At 64.0% G+C, this 17,529-nt stretch carries 15 protein-coding genes and 1 pseudogene; 11 read left to right on the top strand and 5 right to left on the bottom strand.

Annotation, left to right across the window (positions count from 1 at the left end; translation table 11 throughout):
- Nucleotides 1–25 precede the first annotated feature (25 nt).
- Entirely contained in the window at nt 26–1,030 is a 1,005-nt protein-coding gene (locus AC07Y9_RS24515) for a hydrolase (RefSeq protein WP_102680475.1), read from the top strand.
- A pseudogene (locus AC07Y9_RS24510) lies at nt 1,027–1,859 on the top strand (AraC family transcriptional regulator). The gene AC07Y9_RS24515 and the pseudogene AC07Y9_RS24510 overlap by 4 nt, the downstream one beginning before the upstream one ends.
- A 121-nt stretch (nt 1,860–1,980) precedes the next feature.
- Here AC07Y9_RS24510 and AC07Y9_RS24505 read toward each other — a convergent pair.
- On the bottom strand, nt 1,981–2,835 hold the full coding sequence (locus tag AC07Y9_RS24505) for a sulfurtransferase (protein ID WP_102680474.1): 855 nt from the start codon (nt 2,833–2,835) through the stop codon (nt 1,981–1,983).
- Between the two features lie 39 nt (nt 2,836–2,874).
- Nucleotides 2,875–3,546 carry a TetR/AcrR family transcriptional regulator gene (locus tag AC07Y9_RS24500; protein WP_102680473.1) on the bottom strand — a complete coding sequence of 224 codons (672 nt, stop codon included), beginning with the start codon at nt 3,544–3,546 and terminating at the stop codon, nt 2,875–2,877.
- A gap of 145 nt (nt 3,547–3,691) precedes the next feature.
- On the opposite strand from AC07Y9_RS24500, the gene AC07Y9_RS24495 reads away from it, so the two are divergent.
- The 5 genes from AC07Y9_RS24495 to AC07Y9_RS24475 all read left to right on the top strand — a co-directional run bounded on the left by AC07Y9_RS24495 (nt 3,692) and on the right by AC07Y9_RS24475 (nt 8,438).
- Nucleotides 3,692–5,122, top strand: a complete 1,431-nt coding sequence (locus tag AC07Y9_RS24495; RefSeq protein ID WP_102680472.1) for a coniferyl aldehyde dehydrogenase — start codon at nt 3,692–3,694, stop codon at nt 5,120–5,122.
- A gap of 26 nt (nt 5,123–5,148) precedes the next feature.
- Nucleotides 5,149–5,694, top strand: a complete 546-nt coding sequence (locus tag AC07Y9_RS24490) for a twin-arginine translocation pathway signal protein (protein ID WP_102680471.1) — start codon at nt 5,149–5,151, stop codon at nt 5,692–5,694.
- A 144-nt stretch (nt 5,695–5,838) separates the two neighbouring features.
- Nucleotides 5,839–7,434, top strand: a complete 1,596-nt coding sequence (locus AC07Y9_RS24485) for a GMC family oxidoreductase (RefSeq protein ID WP_007921255.1) — start codon at nt 5,839–5,841, stop codon at nt 7,432–7,434.
- Between the two features lie 115 nt (nt 7,435–7,549).
- Nucleotides 7,550–8,029, top strand: a complete 480-nt coding sequence (coaD, locus tag AC07Y9_RS24480; protein WP_003229157.1) for a pantetheine-phosphate adenylyltransferase — start codon at nt 7,550–7,552, stop codon at nt 8,027–8,029.
- A 157-nt stretch (nt 8,030–8,186) separates the two neighbouring features.
- Complete coding sequence (locus AC07Y9_RS24475; protein WP_007921257.1) at nt 8,187–8,438, top strand: YfhL family 4Fe-4S dicluster ferredoxin; 252 nt, start codon at nt 8,187–8,189, stop codon at nt 8,436–8,438.
- Nucleotides 8,439–8,566: 128 nt separating this feature from the next.
- On the opposite strand, the gene mutM is transcribed toward AC07Y9_RS24475, so the two are convergent.
- Together mutM and AC07Y9_RS24465 are read right to left on the bottom strand one after the other, a co-directional pair.
- On the bottom strand, nt 8,567–9,379 hold the full coding sequence (gene mutM / locus AC07Y9_RS24470) for a bifunctional DNA-formamidopyrimidine glycosylase/DNA-(apurinic or apyrimidinic site) lyase (protein WP_007921258.1): 813 nt from the start codon (nt 9,377–9,379) through the stop codon (nt 8,567–8,569).
- 34 nt (nt 9,380–9,413) lie between these two features.
- Entirely contained in the window at nt 9,414–10,226 is an 813-nt protein-coding gene (locus AC07Y9_RS24465) for an HDOD domain-containing protein (RefSeq protein ID WP_164485824.1), read from the bottom strand.
- A 275-nt stretch (nt 10,227–10,501) separates the two neighbouring features.
- On the opposite strand from AC07Y9_RS24465, the gene AC07Y9_RS24460 reads away from it, so the two are divergent.
- From AC07Y9_RS24460 to ilvD, 3 genes are all read left to right on the top strand, one after another.
- The gene (locus AC07Y9_RS24460; protein ID WP_007921262.1) at nt 10,502–11,698 is read left to right on the top strand and encodes a class I SAM-dependent rRNA methyltransferase; all 1,197 of its coding nucleotides are present in this window, start codon (nt 10,502–10,504) and stop codon (nt 11,696–11,698) included.
- 209 nt (nt 11,699–11,907) lie between these two features.
- Nucleotides 11,908–12,366, top strand: a complete 459-nt coding sequence (locus AC07Y9_RS24455) for an REP-associated tyrosine transposase (RefSeq protein WP_102680470.1) — start codon at nt 11,908–11,910, stop codon at nt 12,364–12,366.
- Between the two features lie 341 nt (nt 12,367–12,707).
- Nucleotides 12,708–14,549, top strand: a complete 1,842-nt coding sequence (gene ilvD, locus AC07Y9_RS24450) for a dihydroxy-acid dehydratase (RefSeq protein ID WP_092298314.1) — start codon at nt 12,708–12,710, stop codon at nt 14,547–14,549.
- A gap of 169 nt (nt 14,550–14,718) precedes the next feature.
- On the opposite strand, the gene AC07Y9_RS24445 is transcribed toward ilvD, so the two are convergent.
- The gene (locus tag AC07Y9_RS24445) at nt 14,719–15,774 is read right to left on the bottom strand and encodes an HAD family hydrolase (protein ID WP_087092467.1); all 1,056 of its coding nucleotides are present in this window, start codon (nt 15,772–15,774) and stop codon (nt 14,719–14,721) included.
- Nucleotides 15,775–16,015: 241 nt separating this feature from the next.
- Here AC07Y9_RS24445 and AC07Y9_RS24440 point away from each other — a divergent pair, with 241 nt between their 5' ends.
- Nucleotides 16,016–17,407: an L-cystine transporter gene (locus AC07Y9_RS24440; RefSeq protein ID WP_102681505.1), complete on the top strand. Its 1,392-nt coding sequence runs from the start codon at nt 16,016–16,018 to the stop codon at nt 17,405–17,407.
- The last annotated feature ends 122 nt before the right edge of the window (nt 17,408–17,529 follow it).

Here is a 17,529-nt window from a genome sequence, read left to right as displayed (position 1 = left end):
GCGCACCGCTGCTACGAGAATCACCGTGCCTACTCCGTCAGATCGTTTCATTCCCGCCTTCGGCCTCGGCAACCCGCACCTGCAGACCCTGTGGGGCCCGCTATGGCGCAAGACCACTCACCTCGAGCGCCAGCGCGAACGCCTGTGGCTCGACGACGGCGACTTTCTCGATCTCGACTGGCACGGCCCGCACTCCGCCACCGCGCCCCTGGTGCTGGTGCTGCACGGCCTGACCGGCTCTTCCAACTCGCCTTACGTGGCCGGCCTGCAAAAGGCCCTGGCGGGCCAGGGCTGGGCCAGCGCGGCGTTGAACTGGCGCGGCTGCTCGGGCGAACCCAACCTGCTGCCGCGCAGCTATCACTCGGGGGCCAGCGAAGACCTGGCCGCCGCCATCGACCACCTGCGCAGCAAACGCCCGCAGGCCCCGCTGTTCGCGGTGGGCTACTCGCTGGGCGGCAATGTATTGCTCAAGCACCTGGGGGAAAGCGGCAGCGCCAGCCAGCTGCAAGGCGCCGTCGCGGTGTCGGTGCCGTTTCGCCTGGACCAGTGCGCCGACCGCATCGGCCAGGGGTTTTCCAAGGTCTACCAGGCGCATTTCATGCGCGAGATGCTGGCCTACATCAAGGACAAGCAACGCCAGTTCCAGCACGACGGGCGCCATGAGGGCCTGGCCGTGCTGGAGCGGCTCGGGCCGCTGGAGAAGATGCGCACCTTCTGGGACTTCGACGGCCGGGTCACCGCGCCGCTGAATGGCTTCGCCGATGCCCAGGACTATTACCGGCGCGCCTCCAGCCGTTATTTCCTCGGGGAAATCCGCACACAAACCCTGATCATCCAGGCCGCGGACGATCCTTTCGTGTTCCCCCACAGCCTGCCGGAAGCCGGCGAGCTTTCCGACAGCACCCACCTCGAGCTGCAGGCCAAGGGTGGGCACGTCGGTTTTGTCGAGGGTTCGGTGAAGACTCCGGGTTACTACCTGGAGCGGCGCATTCCCCAGTGGCTGTCCAGCCTGGGGGGCGAGTTGCGATGAACGGCGGCCAGGGCGAGTCGATCCGTTTCTGGCAGACCGCGCCCCTGGCCGGCGTGGAGTTGCTGGCCGCGCGCTACATCGAGCATCGCTTCGTGCCCATGTGCATGACGGCTATGTGATCGGCATGATCATGGACGGCGCCCAGCGCTACCGTTATCGCGGCGCCGAGCATCTGGCGGGGCGTGGCACCCTGGTGCTGATCAACCCGGACGAGCTGCACACCGGCCACAAGGGCACCGAGGACGGCTGGCTGTACCGGGCGTTTTATCCGGACAACGCGCAGATCCTCGCCATGCTCGGCGAACTGGAACTACCCACCGACAGCCTGCCGGTCTTCGGTGCCACGCTGTATCGCGACCCCGATCTGGTCAGCGGTTTCTGCCAGTTGCATCAACTGCTGGAAAGCCCGGCCACCGCCCTGCAACAACAGACCCTGTGGCGGGAAATGATGCTCTTGCTGCTGCGGCGTCACGCCGGAGTCAAGGCGCCGGGCAAACCCGGACGGGAACACCGGGCGATCGTCCAGGCCAAGGAGTTGCTGCAAGCGCAGCTGGCGGCCCCGCCCTCCCTGGAGGAACTGGCCGCGGCGGTGAATCTCTCGCCGTTCCATTTCGCCCGGGTGTTCCGCCGCGCCACCGGCATGCCGCCGCACACCTGGCTGATGCAACAGCGCATCGCCCAGGCCCGGGCACTGCTGCGCGACGGCTGCCTGCCGCTGGAAGTGGCGACACAATTGGGGTTCGCCGACCAGAGCCATCTGAGCCGGCAGTTCAAGCAGGTCTACGGCGTGGGGCCGGCGGCCTATCGCAGCGCCCGCCAGTCCCTCTGAAACAGCGCCTGCCCCTGTAGGAGCGAAGCTTGCTCGCGAAAAACATCTCAGGCGACGCGGCCCTGCAGAAACAACGCAGCGCCTGGATCGCGCGCAAGCTTCGCTCCTACGGTGAGGGGCCTCAGTCGCCCGTGGCGACCGCGCGCTGCGGATCGGTGATCCATTCGCTCCAGGAGCCGGCATACAGCCTGCCCAGGGGATAACCGGCCAGGCACAGGGCGAACAGGTTGTGACAGGCGGTCACGCCCGAGCCGCAGTACGCTACCAGTTCGCTCGGCGAACACTCGCCCAGCTTCGCGGCAAAGCGCTTCTTGAGCTGATCGGCCGGCAGGAAACGGCCGTCGCTGTCCAGGTTGTCGGTGAAAGCCGCGCATTGCGCGCCGGGGATATGCCCGGCCACCGGGTCGATCGGCTCCACCTCGCCGCGAAAACGTGGCTGGCCGCGGGCGTCGAGCAGGGTCAGGGTCGGCTGGCCGAGGCGCTTTTGCAGTTGCTCGGCAGTCAACAACAGGGTTTTGTCGGGCTGGCCCGTGAAATGGCCGAGAACATTGGTCGGCGAATCCAGGCTCAATGGCAAGCCCGCGGCGTGCCAGGCTTTCAAGCCGCCATCGAGAATGAACACACCATCGCGCTTGCCCAGCCAGACCAGCAGCCACCAGGCGCGGGCGGCATAGGCACCGGGGCCGTCGTCGTAAAGCACGATGTCACTGTCGGCGTCGATGCCCCAGGCTTGCAGGCGCGCGATCAGCGTCGCCGGTTCGGGCAGCGGATGGCGCCCGGTCACGCCCTTGACCACCCGGCCACTGAGGTCGCGTTCCAGATCGGCAAAATGCGCGCCGGCCAGATGCCCCCCGGCATAACTGCGCTGGCCGTAATCCGGGTCTTCCAGGGCAAAACGACAATCGAGAATCACCAGCCCGGGCTGCTCCAGGCGAGCGGCCAATTGCTGTGGACTGATCAGTTGCGCGATGGGCATGACGGGCTCCAGTAATTGAACGATGACTTGATCCAGATCCTACTGCACTTCTTCCAGGGCTTGCCCCAGGGGCACGTAAAACTCGTCGTATAGCGCGTCGACCGCCTCCCGGGCGTGGTCGGTGACAAATCCGGCTTCCAGCACCAGCACCTGATACACGCCGCGCTTGATGGCTTCTTCGCTCAGGTGCGCGGAGTTTTCCCGGGTGGTGCACAAAAAACGCACCCAGGAGGTAAGGATGATCCAGGCATTGAGGGTCAGGGACTCGATCTGCACCTTGTCCATCCGCAGGATGCCGGCCTCGACGAAACCTTCGTAGATCGCCGTGCCGTGGATCAGGCAGCGCTGGGAGAAGCGCCGATAACGGGCGGCCAGTTCGGCGTCGCTGTCGAGCAGGTGTTCCAAGTCGCGGTGCAGGAAGCGATAGCGCCACATGGCGGCCAGCAGTTCCTGCAGGTAATAGCGCTTGTCCTCCACGGTCACGGTACGGCCCTGGGGCAGGCGCAGGAAGCTGTCGACCAGGGCTTCGTACTCGCAGAACAGCACGGCGATGATCGCCTGCTTGTTGGGGAAGTGGTAATACAGGTTGCCCGGCGAAATCTCCATGTGGGCCGCAATGTGATTGGTGCTGACACTGCGTTCGCCTTGCTGGTTGAACAGCTCCAGGCTGTTCTGGACGATACGTTCGCGGGTTTTTATGCGTGGGGCCATGAGCGTGGGCTTTAATCGAGAAGGCGTTGCCCGGCATCTTACGACCTATCCCCAACGGGATAAATCAAAGCCGGCCCGGGATGTCATTTGACATTCTAGAGCATAAACTCTAAAAATCTCCCACCCACAAAAACCGGAGCCGCCCATGTCTGCCGAAATCGCCTACTTGCCGGAAGCCCACCAGCAGCTGGATGAGCTCCACCGTCTATTCGCCGCCCAGCGCCAGGCCTTCGCGGCCAACCCCATGCCGCCCGCCGCCCAGCGCCAGCAATGGCTCAAGAGCCTGCGCGAGCTGCTCGACAGCGAACGCCAGGCCCTGATCGATGCCATCAGCGAAGATTTCAGCCATCGCAGCGCCGACGAAACCCTGCTCGCCGAAATCATGCCCAGCCTGCATGGCATCCACTACGCCAGCAAACACCTCAAGGGCTGGATGAAACCTTCGCGGCGCAAGGTCGGCGTGGCCTTCCAGCCGGCCTCGGCCAAGGTCGTCTACCAGCCATTGGGCGTGGTGGGGGTGATCGTGCCGTGGAACTACCCCCTGTACCTGGCCATCGGCCCGCTGGTGGGCGCGCTCGCCGCCGGCAACCGGGTACTGCTCAAGCTTAGCGAATCGACCCCCGCCACCGGCCTGCTGCTCAAGCGCCTGCTGGCCAAGGCGTTCCCCGAGGACCTGGTCGCCGTGGTGCTGGGCGAAGCCGACGTGGGCGTGGCCTTCTCCCGGCTGCCCTTCGATCACCTGCTGTTCACCGGCGCCACCAGCATCGGCAAGCATGTGATGCGCGCCGCGGCGGAAAACCTGACCCCGGTGACCCTGGAGCTGGGCGGCAAGTCTCCGGCCATCGTGTCCGACGACGTACCGCTCAAGGACGCCGCCGAACGCATCGCCTTCGGCAAGACCATGAACGCCGGCCAGACCTGCGTCGCCCCGGACTACGTGCTGGTCCCGGAACACCGCGTCGGCGCCTTCGTCGACGTCTATCGCCAGGTGGTCCGTGGTTTCTTCCCGACCCTGGTCGACAACCCCGACTACACCGCGATCATCAACCCGCGGCAGCTGGCGCGCCTGAACAGCTACATCAGCGACGCCACCAGCAAGGGCGCGCTGCTGATCCCGCTGTTCGAAGAGAACCAGGAACGGCGCATGGGCCACAGCCTGATGCTGAATGTCAGCGACGACATGACGGTGATGCAGGATGAGATCTTCGGCCCGATCCTGCCGATCGTGCCCTACACCGGCCTGGACCAGGCCTTCGCCTACATCAACCAGCGCCCTCGCCCGCTGGCGCTCTATTACTTCGGCTACGACAAGGCCGAGCAGGACCGGGTACTCAACGAAACCCACTCGGGCGGGGTCTGCCTCAACGACACCCTGCTGCACGTCGCCCAGGACGACATGCCATTCGGCGGCATCGGCCACTCGGGCATGGGCCATTACCACGGTCACGAGGGTTTCCTGACCTTCAGCAAGGCCAAGGGAGTGCTGAGCAAGCAGCGCCTGAATGCCGCGCGGCTGATCTACCCGCCCTATGGCAAACCGATCCAGAAGCTGATCCAGAAGCTGTTCATCCGTTAACCAGACCATTGCGGGTAATAACAATAATGACTCCCAGCCTGCCTGCCGCACCCGTACTGTCGCGCCGTGGCCTGTTGAAAATCGGCCTGTGCGCCAGCGCGTTCCTGACCACCGCCGGCCTCGGCGCCAGCCTCAGCGGTTGCTCGTCCAGCACCCCTGCCAGCGGCTTTGCCGCATTGCGCAGCAGTGACCTGCCGATTCTGCGGGCGCTGCTCCCGGTCATGCTCGACGGTGCCGTGGCCGCCGAGAAGCTGTCGGCGGCGCTCGACGCCACCCTGAAAAGCCTGGATTACAGCCTCGACCACCTGTCGCCGGAAATGCTCAAGCTCACCCAGCAGCTGTTCGACGTGCTGGGCATGGGCATCACGCGCGGCCCCCTGACCGGCATCTGGGGCAGTTGGGAAAACGCCAGCGCCGCAGACATCCGCCAGTTTCTCAAGCGCTGGGAAAACAGCTCCCTCAGCCTGCTGCGCATGGGCCACGCGTCCCTGCTGCAACTGGTGATGATGGCCTGGTACAGCCGCCCCGAATCCTGGGCCCATTGCGGTTATCCCGGGCCGCCCAGGATCTGAAGACTGCTCGCTCTGTAGCCGCTGCCGAAGGCTGCGATCGGCTCCGCAGGAGACGCGTTCCTAAATCCTACGGACCTTGTCGCAGCCTTCGGCAGCGGCTACACAAGCACCCAGAAGCCCCAGAACAACTAGAGAGTGCCTGATATGCCTGTACCCGATCTGTTTCGCGAAGGCCTGGCCCGAGGCTGGAAAACCTACAACGGCGCGCAATTGCAGGAGGACCTGACCCTCGAAGCGGATGTCGCCATCATCGGCAGCGGCGCGGGCGGCGGCACCACCGCCGAGATCCTCAGCGCCGCCGGCTACAAGGTGCTGCTGATCGAGGAAGGGCCGCTCAAGACCAGCGACGACTTTAAGATGCTCGAGGACCAGGCCTACGCCAGCCTCTATCAGGAAGGCATCGGCCGCATGAGCAAGGATGGCGCCATCACCATCCTGCAAGGCCGCGCGGTCGGCGGCACCACCCTGATCAACTGGACGTCCAGCTTCCGTACCCCCGAGCCGACCCTGGAGCACTGGGCCAAGGAGCACGACGTCAAGGGCCACAGCCCGGCCGAGATGGCCCCCTGGTTCGCGAAGATGGAGCAACGCCTGGGGATCGCCCCGTGGATCATGCCGCCCAACGCCAACAACGACGTGATCAGGATCGGCTGCGAGAAACTCGGCTACAGCTGGCACGTGATCCCGCGCAACGTGCGCGGCTGCTGGAACCTCGGCTATTGCGGCATGGGCTGCCCGACCAACGCCAAGCAGTCGATGATGGTCACCACCATTCCCGCGACCCTGGAGAAAGGCGGCGAGCTGCTGTACCTGGCCCGCGCCGAGCGCCTGCAGATCAAGGGCGACCAGGTCGAAAGCCTGCTCTGCCTGGCCATGGACGAGCGCTGCGTGGCGCCCACCGGGCGTACCATCAAGGTCAAGGCCCGGCACTACGTACTGGCCGGTGGCGGGATCAACAGCCCGGCCCTGCTGCTGCGCTCCGACGCGGCCGACCCGCACAAGCGCCTGGGCAAACGCACCTTCCTGCACCTGGTGAATTTTTCCGCCGGGCAGTTCGACCAGGTGATCAACCCCTTTTACGGGGCGCCGCAGTCGATCTACTCCGACCATTTCCAGTGGCTGGACGGCACCACCGGCAAAATGTCCTACAAACTCGAGGTGCCGCCGCTGCAACCGGCGCTGGCCGCCACCCTGCTCGGCGGTTTCGGCCCGCAGAGCGCCCTGAACATGCAGCAGTTGCCCCATACCCATGCCATGCTCGCGCTGCTGCGCGACGGTTTTCACCCGGACAGCAGCGGCGGCAGCGTGGAACTGCGCGGCGACGGCTCACCGGTGCTCGACTATCAGGTCTCGGACTACGCCTGGGATGGCGTGCGCCGGGCCTTTCACAGCATGGCGCAGATCCAGTTCGCCGGCGGCGCCAAGGCGGTCATGCCGATGCACAGCGATGCCCGCTACGTGAAGACCCTGGCCGAGGCCAAGACACTGATCGACGGCCTGAACCTTGCGCTGTACCGCACCCGCCTGGGCAGCGCCCATGTGATGGGCGGTTGCGCCATGGGCGAAGACCCGAAAAACGCCGTCGCCGACAGCCTGGGCCGGCATCACCAGCTGGCCAATCTGTCGATCCACGACGGTTCGCTGTTCCCCACCAGCATCGGCGCCAATCCGCAATTGTCGGTCTACGGCCTGACCGCGCAACTGGCCACGGCCTTGGCCGAACGGCTGAAAAGCGGGTGAAAACGCCGCTTATTTTCGTCGTCTATAGTGCTTTCTTCCGTTACAGGCGACTTGGCCGACCGGAAAGGCTGCGATACCATCCGACTCCCCAACGGACTCCCGCCAGGACGACGCGATGAACCGAGTGTTGTACCCAGGTACCTTCGACCCTATTACCAAGGGCCATGGCGATCTGGTCGAACGCGCCTCGCGCCTGTTCGATCATGTGATCATCGCCGTCGCCGCCAGCCCGAAGAAAAACCCGCTTTTCCCCCTGGAACAGCGTGTGGAACTGGCTCGCGAGGTCACCAAGCATCTGCCGAACGTTGAAGTCGTCGGTTTTTCCACGCTGCTGGCGCATTTCGCCAAGGAGCAGAACGCCAATGTCTTCCTGCGGGGGCTGCGGGCGGTTTCGGACTTCGAATACGAATTCCAGCTGGCCAACATGAACCGCCAACTGGCGCCGGACGTGGAAAGCCTGTTCCTCACGCCGTCGGAGCGTTATTCGTTCATTTCCTCGACCCTGGTCCGGGAAATCGCGGCATTGGGCGGCGATATCAGCAAGTTCGTGCATCCGGCCGTGGCCGACGCCCTGACCCTGCGCTTCAAGAAATAACCCCCGTGGGAGCTGGCGCAGCCCGCGCCAGCTCCCACGCAGTCGACCTGCAAACGCCCCTCCCATCGCGCCCGCGTGCACTGCGCTCGCCAATGCGGCACAATTGCGCCATTGGTTTTTCAAATGCCTGGGCCCGCCGCCCCGGCCGGAGTGCCCCATGTCCCTGATCATCACCGACGATTGCATCAACTGCGACGTCTGCGAACCCGAGTGCCCGAACGCCGCGATCTCTCAAGGCGAAGAGATCTACGTGATCGACCCGAACCTGTGCACCCAATGCGTCGGCCACTATGACGAGCCGCAATGCCAGCAGGTCTGCCCGGTGGATTGCATCCCGCTGGACGAGGCCCACCCGGAAACCGAAGAAGAGTTGATGGCCAAGTACCGGAAGATCACCGGCAAGGCATAACACAGCCATCGAGACTTGCGACCGTAGCCGCTGCCGAAGGCTGCGATCGGCCGAAACGGCCGCGACGCCAGTAAGATCGCCACAGGTCCTACGGACCTATCGCAGCCTTCGGCAGCGGCTACAGGCGATCAGCTCTGGCATTTAGGGCAGAACACGCTCGCACGCTGCCCCAGCTTGATCTCCCGCAGCCCCGTGCCACAGACCTTGCAGTGTTCCCCGCCGCGCCCGTAGACGAACAGTTCCTGCTGGAAATAACCCGGCTGCCCGTCGCCGCCGATAAAGTCGCGCAGGGTGGTGCCGCCGCGCTCGATGGCCGCGGCCAGGATGCGCTTGATCTCGATCGCCAGCTTCAGGTAGCGCGCCCGGGAAATCCCCTTGGCTTCGCGACGCGGGTCGATGCCGGCGGCGAACAGCGCTTCGGTCGCGTAGATATTGCCCACCCCCACCACCACCGCGTTGTCCATGATGAACGGTTTGACCGCCATCGAACGTCCCCGCGACAACTGATACAGGCGCTCGCCGTCGAACAGGTCGGTCAGCGGCTCCGGCCCCAGGCGGATCAGCAGCTCGTGGTTGAGCGGGTCCAGGCTCCAGAGCATCGCGCCAAAGCGCCGCGGGTCGGTGTAGCGCAGGGCCAGGCCGGACTCCAGCTCGATGTCGACGTGCTCGTGCTTGGCCGCCGGCAAGCCGACCTCCACCAGGCGCAGGTTGCCCGACATGCCCAGGTGACTGATCAGGGTGCCGACTTCGGCATTGATCAGCAGGTACTTGGCGCGGCGCTCGACCTTGACGATCTGCTGGCCGGACAGGCGCACATCGAGGTCCTCCGGAATCGGCCAGCGCAGGCGCCGCTCGCGCACGATCACGCGGCTGACGCGCTGCCCTTCCAGGTGCGGCGCGATACCGCGCCGGGTGGTTTCGACTTCCGGTAATTCAGGCATGTGCGCCTCGTGTTCTCTATAACGTGGTCGGGAATCAGTGCGCGCCCAGTTCGCGTACGGTTTCCTTGAGGTTCTCGAAGTCGTAGTCGGACAGACCGACGTAATCGAGGATCAGATGGCCGATGCTGTTCCATTCATGATCATCGACCTGATTGCCCAGCACCCGGTAGGACGCGCAGATATGCTCGGCCATTTTCAGGATCGCCAGCAGGTTCTTCAGCTGGCTGTTGCGCGACGACTCGTCGCTGAAGATCGCCAGGGCGTTGTGGTGATTGGCGATGGCATTGGTCACGTGCTCCGGCAAGCGCCAGGACTTGGCCGTGTAGTAACCGACCACCGCGTGGTTGGTATTGAACGCACGGTTTTCCGTATCCACCACGCGGTTCTCGGGGCCCGCGCTGGCGTAGGCCTCTTCCAGCACCGTCATGTAGTCGGGGAAGCGCTTGAGCATCAGCGGCACGCCGCAATCGTGGAACAGGCCCAGGGCATAAGCCTCGTCGACCGCTTGCGAGCCGGTGCGCTTGGCCAGGGTCAGGCAGGTCATCGCCACATCCTGGGCGGTGTCCCAGAAGCGGTTGAGGGTGACGATGGTTTCGTCGCTCATCTCGCCCTTGATCGACTGCGCGTTGATCAGGTTGATGATCGAACGGCTGCCCAGCAGGTTCACCGCGCGCTGGATCGAGGCGATCTTGTTGCTCAGCCCGTAATACGGCGAGTTGACGATTTTCAGCAGGGCGCCGGAAAGGCCCGGGTCCTGGGAGATCAGCCGCGCGATCACTTCCAGGTCAGGGTCGGGCATGTACTGCTCCATCTGCAAATCCACCATGATCTGCGGTTGGGGCGGCACGCTGATGCCTTGCAGGGCCTGTTGAATCTGTTCGGCGGAAAGCTCTTGGGACATCGCTTGGGACATAGGTACGCACTCTAGGCTAGGCGGCGATTCTAACCCTTTAGATGGCGCCCATGGCCAGCCGAAAGGAACTTTACAACGGGCGCCTCGGGGCAATGCCGGGCCGGCGCGGGATATCCACGGCGAGTTTGCCCTGTCACCGCATATCCACTCGCCAGCCTCTCGGCGAGCGCAACACGTTATACTCCCGCTCTTTTTTCCGGAGCGACGTCATGTCCCTGCCAAGCCTGCGCCTCAAAGCCAACGCCGATCGCCGCCTGCGCGCCGGCCACCTGTGGGTCTACAGCAACGAAATCGATGTAGCCGCCACCCCACTCCACGGCTTCAAGGCAGGCGACCAGGCAGTGCTGGAAGCCGCCGGCGGCAAGCCGCTGGGCGTCGTCGCCATGAGCCCGAACAACCTGATCTGCGCCCGCCTGCTGTCGCGCGACGCCAAGCTGGCGCTGGACAAGTCGCTGCTGGTACACCGCCTGAACGTGGCCCTGTCGCTGCGCGAACGCCTGTTCGACAAGCCGTTCTACCGCCTGGTCTACGGCGACTCCGACCTGCTGCCGGGCCTGGTGGTCGACCGTTTCGGCGACATCCTCGTCGTGCAGCTGGCTTCGGCGACCATGGAACAGCACAAGGACGACGTGATCGCCGCCCTGGTCCAGGTCCTCAAGCCAAGCGGCATCCTGTTCAAGAACGACTCCGCCGCGCGTGATGCCGAAGGCCTCAACCGCTACGTGGAAACCGTGTTCGGCCTGGTGCCGGAGTGGGTCGCCCTGGAAGAGAACGGCGTGAAGTTCGAGGCCCCGGTGATGGAAGGCCAGAAGACCGGCTGGTTCTACGACCACCGCATGAACCGAGCCCGCCTGGCGCCTTACGCCAAGGGCAAGCGCGTACTGGACCTGTTCAGCTACATCGGCGGCTGGGGCGTGCAGGCCGGCGCCTTCGGTGCCAGCGAAGTGTTCTGCGTCGATGCCTCGGGTTTCGCCCTTGACGGTGTCGAGCGCAACGCCGCGCTCAACGGCATCGCCGAGAAAGTCACCTGCATTGAAGGCGACGTGTTCGAAGCCCTGAAAGAACTCAAGGCCGCCGAAGAGCGTTTCGACGTGATCGTCGCCGACCCGCCTGCCTTCATCAAACGCAAGAAAGACCTGAAGAACGGCGAAGGCGCCTACCGCCGCCTGAACGAACAGGCCATGCGCCTGCTCAGCAAGGACGGCATCCTGGTCAGCGCTTCGTGCTCGATGCACCTGCCCGAAGACGACCTGCAGAACATCCTGCTCACCAGCGCCCGCCACCTGGACCGCAATATCCAACTGCTGGAACGCGGCGGCCAAGGCCCGGACCACCCGGTGCACCCGGCCATCCCGGAAACCCGCTACATCAAGAGCATCACCTGCCGCCTGCTGCCTAACAGCTAATCGCTACACAAGGCGTCACAAAACCTGTAGGAGCGAGCTTGCTCGCGAAAAACGTCAACGATAACGCGCCCGTCCTGCCGGATCGCGGTGCCTGATGTTTTTTCGCGAGCAAGCTCGCTCCTACAGATACATCCAGTCCCATTGTCACTACGACAGCCTTCTTCACAGCACCTACCGTTGCTCTTCCATCCATCGAAGAGGACAACGGAATGTCCAACACTCCCCATGCCCATCGTCTGCGCATCGGTCGTTATTCGGAATCAGGCCGTATCTACCTGCTCACCGCCGTCACCCAATGCCGCGAGCCCATCTTTCACGACTGGCGCCTCGGCCGCTTGCTGGCCAATGAATTCAGGCACGCTCAACAGTCGGATACCGCCATATCTCTGGCCTGGGTCGTCATGCCGGATCACTTCCACTGGCGGATCGAACTGCACAGCGGCGACTTGCCAAAACTGATGCAAGGCAGCAAATCCCGTAGTGCCAGGGCTATCAACCGCATCCGCAACAGTTCGCAACCTGTCTGGCAGAAAGGCTATTTCGACCGGGCCCTGCGCCGTGACGAAGACCTGAAAGCCATGGCCCGCTACATTATCGCCAACCCGCTGCGCGCTGGTTTGGTCCGGCGCATCGGCGACTACCCCCTATGGGACGCCATCTGGCTCTGATGCCCCGATCGACCTGTAGGAGCGAGCTTGCTCGCGATAGCCATTTTGCAGGCGCCGCCGGATTTCAGCCTGGCGGCTGATCGCGAGCAAGCTCGCTCCTACAGGGGCCTGCGTGTTCGTACTGCCGGTCATTCGCACCATTCCTTCCTGGCGCCAGCGGTGTAGAATCGCGAGATTCATCGCCAGTCATCCCCCGGCGGGTTTATGAGCTCAGGCTGAGGCGCGCGGCGATCCCGCGGCGTCATCGGCAGCTTCAGGACACACGGCCATTTCTGAGTGTTCCAGGGGTCAATAGAAGCTCACTCCCCATTTGTTACCTGATTAGCCGCCCGGAGTGCTCCATGCCTGATTACCGCTCGAAAACATCCACCCACGGCCGCAACATGGCCGGCGCCCGCGCACTGTGGCGCGCCACGGGGATGAAAGATGACGACTTCAAGAAGCCGATCATCGCCATTGCCAACTCCTTCACCCAGTTCGTCCCGGGCCACGTGCACCTCAAGGACCTGGGCCAGCTGGTCGCCCGCGAAATCGAACGCGCCGGCGGCGTGGCCAAGGAATTCAATACCATCGCCGTGGATGACGGCATCGCCATGGGCCACGACGGCATGCTGTATTCGCTGCCGAGCCGCGAGATCATCGCCGACTCCGTGGAGTACATGGTCAACGCCCACTGCGCCGACGCCATCGTCTGCATCTCCAACTGCGACAAGATCACCCCCGGCATGCTGATGGCCGCCCTGCGCCTGAACATCCCGGTGATCTTCGTTTCCGGCGGTCCGATGGAAGCCGGCAAGACCAAGCTCGCCGCCCACGGCCTCGACCTGGTCGATGCCATGGTGATCGCCGCCGACTCCAGCGCTTCTGACGAGAAGGTTGCCGAGTACGAGCGCAGCGCCTGCCCAACCTGCGGTTCCTGCTCCGGCATGTTCACCGCCAACTCGATGAACTGCCTGACCGAAGCCCTGGGCCTGGCCCTGCCGGGCAACGGTTCGACCCTGGCCACCCACAGCGACCGCGAACAGCTGTTCCTGCAGGCCGGCCGCACTATCGTCGAGCTGTGCAAGCGCTACTACGGCGAGAACGACGAGTCGGTGCTGCCGCGCAACATCGCCAACTTCAAGGCGTTCGAGAACGCCATGATGCTCGACATCGCCATGGGCGGTTCGACCAACACCATCCTGCACCTGCTGGCCGCCGCCCAGGAAGCCGAGATCGATTTCGACCTGCGCGACATCGACCGCCTGTCCCGCAGCGTGCCGCAACTGTGCAAGGTGGCGCCGAACATCCAGAAGTACCACATGGAAGATGTGCACCGCGCCGGCGGCATCTTCAGCATCCTCGGCTCCCTGGCCCGCGGCGGCCTGCTGCACACCGACCTGCCGACCGTGCACAGCCGCAGCATGGAAGAAGCCATCGCCAAGTGGGACATTACCCAGACCAACGACGAAGCGGTGCATCACTTCTTCAAGGCGGGCCCGGCCGGTATCCCGACCCAGACCGCGTTCAGCCAGTCGACCCGCTGGGAAACCCTCGACGACGACCGTGAAAACGGCTGCATCCGCAGCGTCGAACATGCCTACTCGAAAGAAGGCGGCCTGGCCGTGCTGTACGGCAACATCGCCCTGGACGGCTGCGTGGTGAAGACCGCCGGCGTCGACGAGTCGATCCACGTCTTCGAAGGCAACGCGAAGATCTTCGAAAGCCAGGACAGCGCGGTGCGCGGCATCCTCGCCGACGAAGTGAAGGAAGGCGACATTGTCATCATTCGCTACGAAGGTCCGAAAGGCGGCCCGGGCATGCAGGAAATGCTCTACCCGACCTCCTACCTGAAGTCCAAGGGCCTGGGCAAAGCCTGCGCCCTGCTGACCGACGGCCGCTTCTCCGGCGGCACCTCGGGCCTGTCCATCGGCCATGCTTCGCCAGAGGCAGCGGCGGGCGGCGCTATCGGTCTGGTACAGGACGGCGACAAGGTGCTGATCGACATTCCGAACCGCTCGATCAACCTGTTGGTCAGCGACGAAGAACTGGCTGCCCGCCGCGTCGAGCAGGACAAGAAAGGCTGGAAGCCGGTGGAAAAACGCCCACGCAAGGTGACCACCGCCCTGAAGGCCTATGCCCTGCTGGCCACCAGCGCCGACAAGGGCGCGGTGCGCAACAAGGCGATGCTCGACGGTCTGTGATTGCCAGCCACTGAATGAAAATGCCCCGCCAAGTGCGGGGCATTTTTTTGTCTGGAGATCGGCCTCTGCGAGGCCTGTCGCGGGTAAGTCGGATCGCCGCCCGCTCGCTCCTACAGGCGGCACTGATCCTGTAGGAGCGAGGCTTGCCCGCGATGGATTCAACCCGTTCTTACTGAATGTCCTCCGGCTTGACGATCACCCAGTTCTTGTCCGCCGTCACCGGCAGCCCTTCCTTGGCCTGGGCCGCGGCGTGCTTGGCCATCATGCCGTTGATCTGGGCCATGTACTTGTCCTTGCGGTTGACCCACAGGTGGATGCCGCCCTTGGCCACGTCGACACCGTGGAACAGCATGTAGCCATCACTGGTCGGGGTGTCGCCGCCCACCAGCACCGGTTTTTTCCACTCGTCGATGTAGGTCAGGATCGCCGCGTGCTTGCCGGCCATCCAGGTCGCCGGGGTCCACAGGTAAGGGGTCAGTTCCAGGCCGAGGTTGGCCTTCTCGTCATACTTGCCGGCGGTGATCTGCTTGCGCGCGGTGGTCAGCTCGCCGGTCTTGCGGTCCTTGAGCAGGGTGGTCACGCCGATGACGTTCTGCGGTTTGACGTTGTAGCCGTACTTCGGATCGGACGCGACCATGCGCACCAGTTCCTCGGAGGCGGCGGTCATCACGTAGACCTCGATGCCGTTCTCCATCAGCTTGTTGTACAGCTCTTTCTGGCCGGTGAAGATTTTCGGCGGATTGATCTCGGTGTTCTTGACCACGTCACCTTCGAAATAGGTGGCCGGCACCGGCTTGCCCGAGGCCATCAATTCGTCGACATAGCCCTTGAGTTCCTTGAGGGTGAATCCGGAGAACACCTGCGCCACCCAGGGGTAGCAGACCATGTCGTCGATTTCACAGAGGCGGTAGTAATAGCTGAACAGGCTTTCCTTGTGCTCGGCGGTGTCCTTGAACGGCATCAGCTTCAGGGAGGGGTCGAGGGTCTCGCGGGTGATCAGGCCCTTGTTCTCCATGAACGGCAGCAGCGACTCTTCCAGGTCGTAGCGGTAACTGGTGTTGTCCATGTCGAACACCGCGTAGTTACCCTTGTTGGCGTTGGCCGCGATCATCGCGTCCAGTTGCTTGGCCTGGTCCGCGGGCCAGTGCTGCAAGTCGGTGGCGAGAACCTGGCCGGCAAGGCCCAGGCAGAGTGCGGCAACCAGAAATTTCGGAGCGAGTTTCATCGGCGTTTTCTCCCTGATTTAAAGAGATCGACGCTAACAAATCGCTGTGACAATCCTCGCCTGTGGGCGACCGCCCGCGTCCTGATCCCGTCATCGGCATGTGCCTGAGCGTCAGCGGCTTATTCCAAAAACGACAGTCTCAATGCGTTTTTGATATTAATTCATTAGATATCAAGCTGTTAGGCTTGCCGGTTCGCAATCGCCGCCATAAGCGATTGGCACAAGTCTTATCGGAGCCTTAATGAACCTGCCGCTGATCCTCAACCTGCTGGTGTTCCTCGCCTTGCTGCTGGGCCTGGCACAAACCCGTCATACCACCTGGAGCCTGGCCAAGAAGGTCCTGCTGGCGCTGGTGCTGGGCGTGGTTTTCGGTGTTGCCCTGCACGGCATCTACGGTGCCGGCAACCCCGTCCTGAAAACCTCCATCGGTTGGTTCGACCTGGTGGGCAACGGTTATGTGCAATTGCTGCAGATGATCGTGATCCCGCTGGTGTTCGCCTCGATCCTCAGTGCCGTGGCGCGCCTGCACAACGCCTCGTCCCTGGGCCGGATCAGCTTCCTGACCATCGGCACCCTGCTGTTCACCACCGCCATCGCCGCGCTGATCGGCATCGCCCTGACCAACCTGTTCGGCCTGACCGCCGAAGGGCTGGTGGCCGGGACCCAGGAAATGGCCCGCCTGCAGGTGATCCAGAGCGATTACGCGGGCAAGGTCGCCGACCTGAATATCCCGCAACTGCTGCTGTCGTTCATTCCGCAGAACCCCTTCGCCGACCTGGCCCGGGCCAAGCCGACCTCGATCATCAGCGTGGTGATCTTCGCCGCCTTCCTCGGTGTCGCCGCCCTGCAGTTGCTCAAGGGCGACGCCGACAAGGGCCAGAAAGTGGTCAACGCCATCGACACCCTGCAAGCCTGGGTCACCCGCCTGGTACGCCTGGTGATGAAGCTGACCCCTTACGGCGTGCTGGCGCTGATGACCAAGGTGGTCGCCAGCTCCAACCTGCAGGACATCATCAAACTCGGCAGTTTCGTGGTGGTGTCGTACATCGGCCTGGGCCTGATGTTCGTGGTCCACGGCCTGCTCGTTTCGCTGGCCGGGATCAACCCGCTGCGCTTCTTCCGCAAGGTCTGGCCGGTGCTGACCTTCGCCTTCACCAGCCGCTCCAGCGCCGCGAGCATCCCGCTGAGCATCGAGGCGCAGACCAGCCGCCTGGGCATTCCGCAGTCCATCGCCAGCTTCGCCGCCTCGTTCGGCGCGACCATCGGCCAGAACGGCTGCGCCGGCCTGTACCCGGCCATGCTGGCGGTCATGGTGGCCCCGACCGTCGGCATCGACCCGCTAGACCCGCTGTGGATCGCGACCCTGGTGGCGATAGTGACCTTGAGTTCGGCCGGGGTGGCCGGGGTAGGCGGTGGCGCGACGTTCGCCGCGCTGATCGTGCTGCCGGCCATGGGCTTGCCGGTGTCCCTGGTGGCGCTGCTGATTTCCGTGGAGCCGCTGATCGACATGGGCCGCACCGCGCTGAACGTCAGCGGTTCGATGACCGCCGGGGCGATCACCAGCCAGATCATGCAGCAGACCGACAAGCAAAAGCTCGATGCCGATGAGCATGCGGAGCTGGCGCAGGCTTAAGGGCTGCGACCTTTAGAACGTCATCGCGGGCAAGCCTCGCTCCTACAGACGAGCGCCTCCCATCACGCTGCTCGCTCATCCCCCGGATTGCGCTCGAAGTAACGCTTGTATTCACGGCTGAA

This window comes from Pseudomonas sp. GW456-L12 (genome assembly GCF_059424045.1).
The sequence above is the reverse complement of the archived record's forward strand: the minus strand, read 5'-3'. Positions and strand labels throughout refer to the sequence as shown.

Coding starts and splice junctions, on each gene's coding strand:
- AC07Y9_RS24505 (WP_102680474.1), bottom strand. CDS start 2,835: ATGCCCATCGCGCAACTGATCAGTCCACAGCAATTGGCCGCTCGCCTG.
- AC07Y9_RS24500 (WP_102680473.1), bottom strand. CDS start 3,546: ATGGCCCCACGCATAAAAACCCGCGAACGTATCGTCCAGAACAGCCTG.
- AC07Y9_RS24495 (WP_102680472.1), top strand. CDS start 3,692: ATGTCTGCCGAAATCGCCTACTTGCCGGAAGCCCACCAGCAGCTGGAT.
- AC07Y9_RS24490 (WP_102680471.1), top strand. CDS start 5,149: ATGACTCCCAGCCTGCCTGCCGCACCCGTACTGTCGCGCCGTGGCCTG.
- AC07Y9_RS24485 (WP_007921255.1), top strand. CDS start 5,839: ATGCCTGTACCCGATCTGTTTCGCGAAGGCCTGGCCCGAGGCTGGAAA.
- coaD (WP_003229157.1), top strand. CDS start 7,550: ATGAACCGAGTGTTGTACCCAGGTACCTTCGACCCTATTACCAAGGGC.
- AC07Y9_RS24475 (WP_007921257.1), top strand. CDS start 8,187: ATGTCCCTGATCATCACCGACGATTGCATCAACTGCGACGTCTGCGAA.
- mutM (WP_007921258.1), bottom strand. CDS start 9,379: ATGCCTGAATTACCGGAAGTCGAAACCACCCGGCGCGGTATCGCGCCG.
- AC07Y9_RS24460 (WP_007921262.1), top strand. CDS start 10,502: ATGTCCCTGCCAAGCCTGCGCCTCAAAGCCAACGCCGATCGCCGCCTG.
- AC07Y9_RS24455 (WP_102680470.1), top strand. CDS start 11,908: ATGTCCAACACTCCCCATGCCCATCGTCTGCGCATCGGTCGTTATTCG.
- ilvD (WP_092298314.1), top strand. CDS start 12,708: ATGCCTGATTACCGCTCGAAAACATCCACCCACGGCCGCAACATGGCC.
- AC07Y9_RS24445 (WP_087092467.1), bottom strand. CDS start 15,774: ATGAAACTCGCTCCGAAATTTCTGGTTGCCGCACTCTGCCTGGGCCTT.
- AC07Y9_RS24440 (WP_102681505.1), top strand. CDS start 16,016: ATGAACCTGCCGCTGATCCTCAACCTGCTGGTGTTCCTCGCCTTGCTG.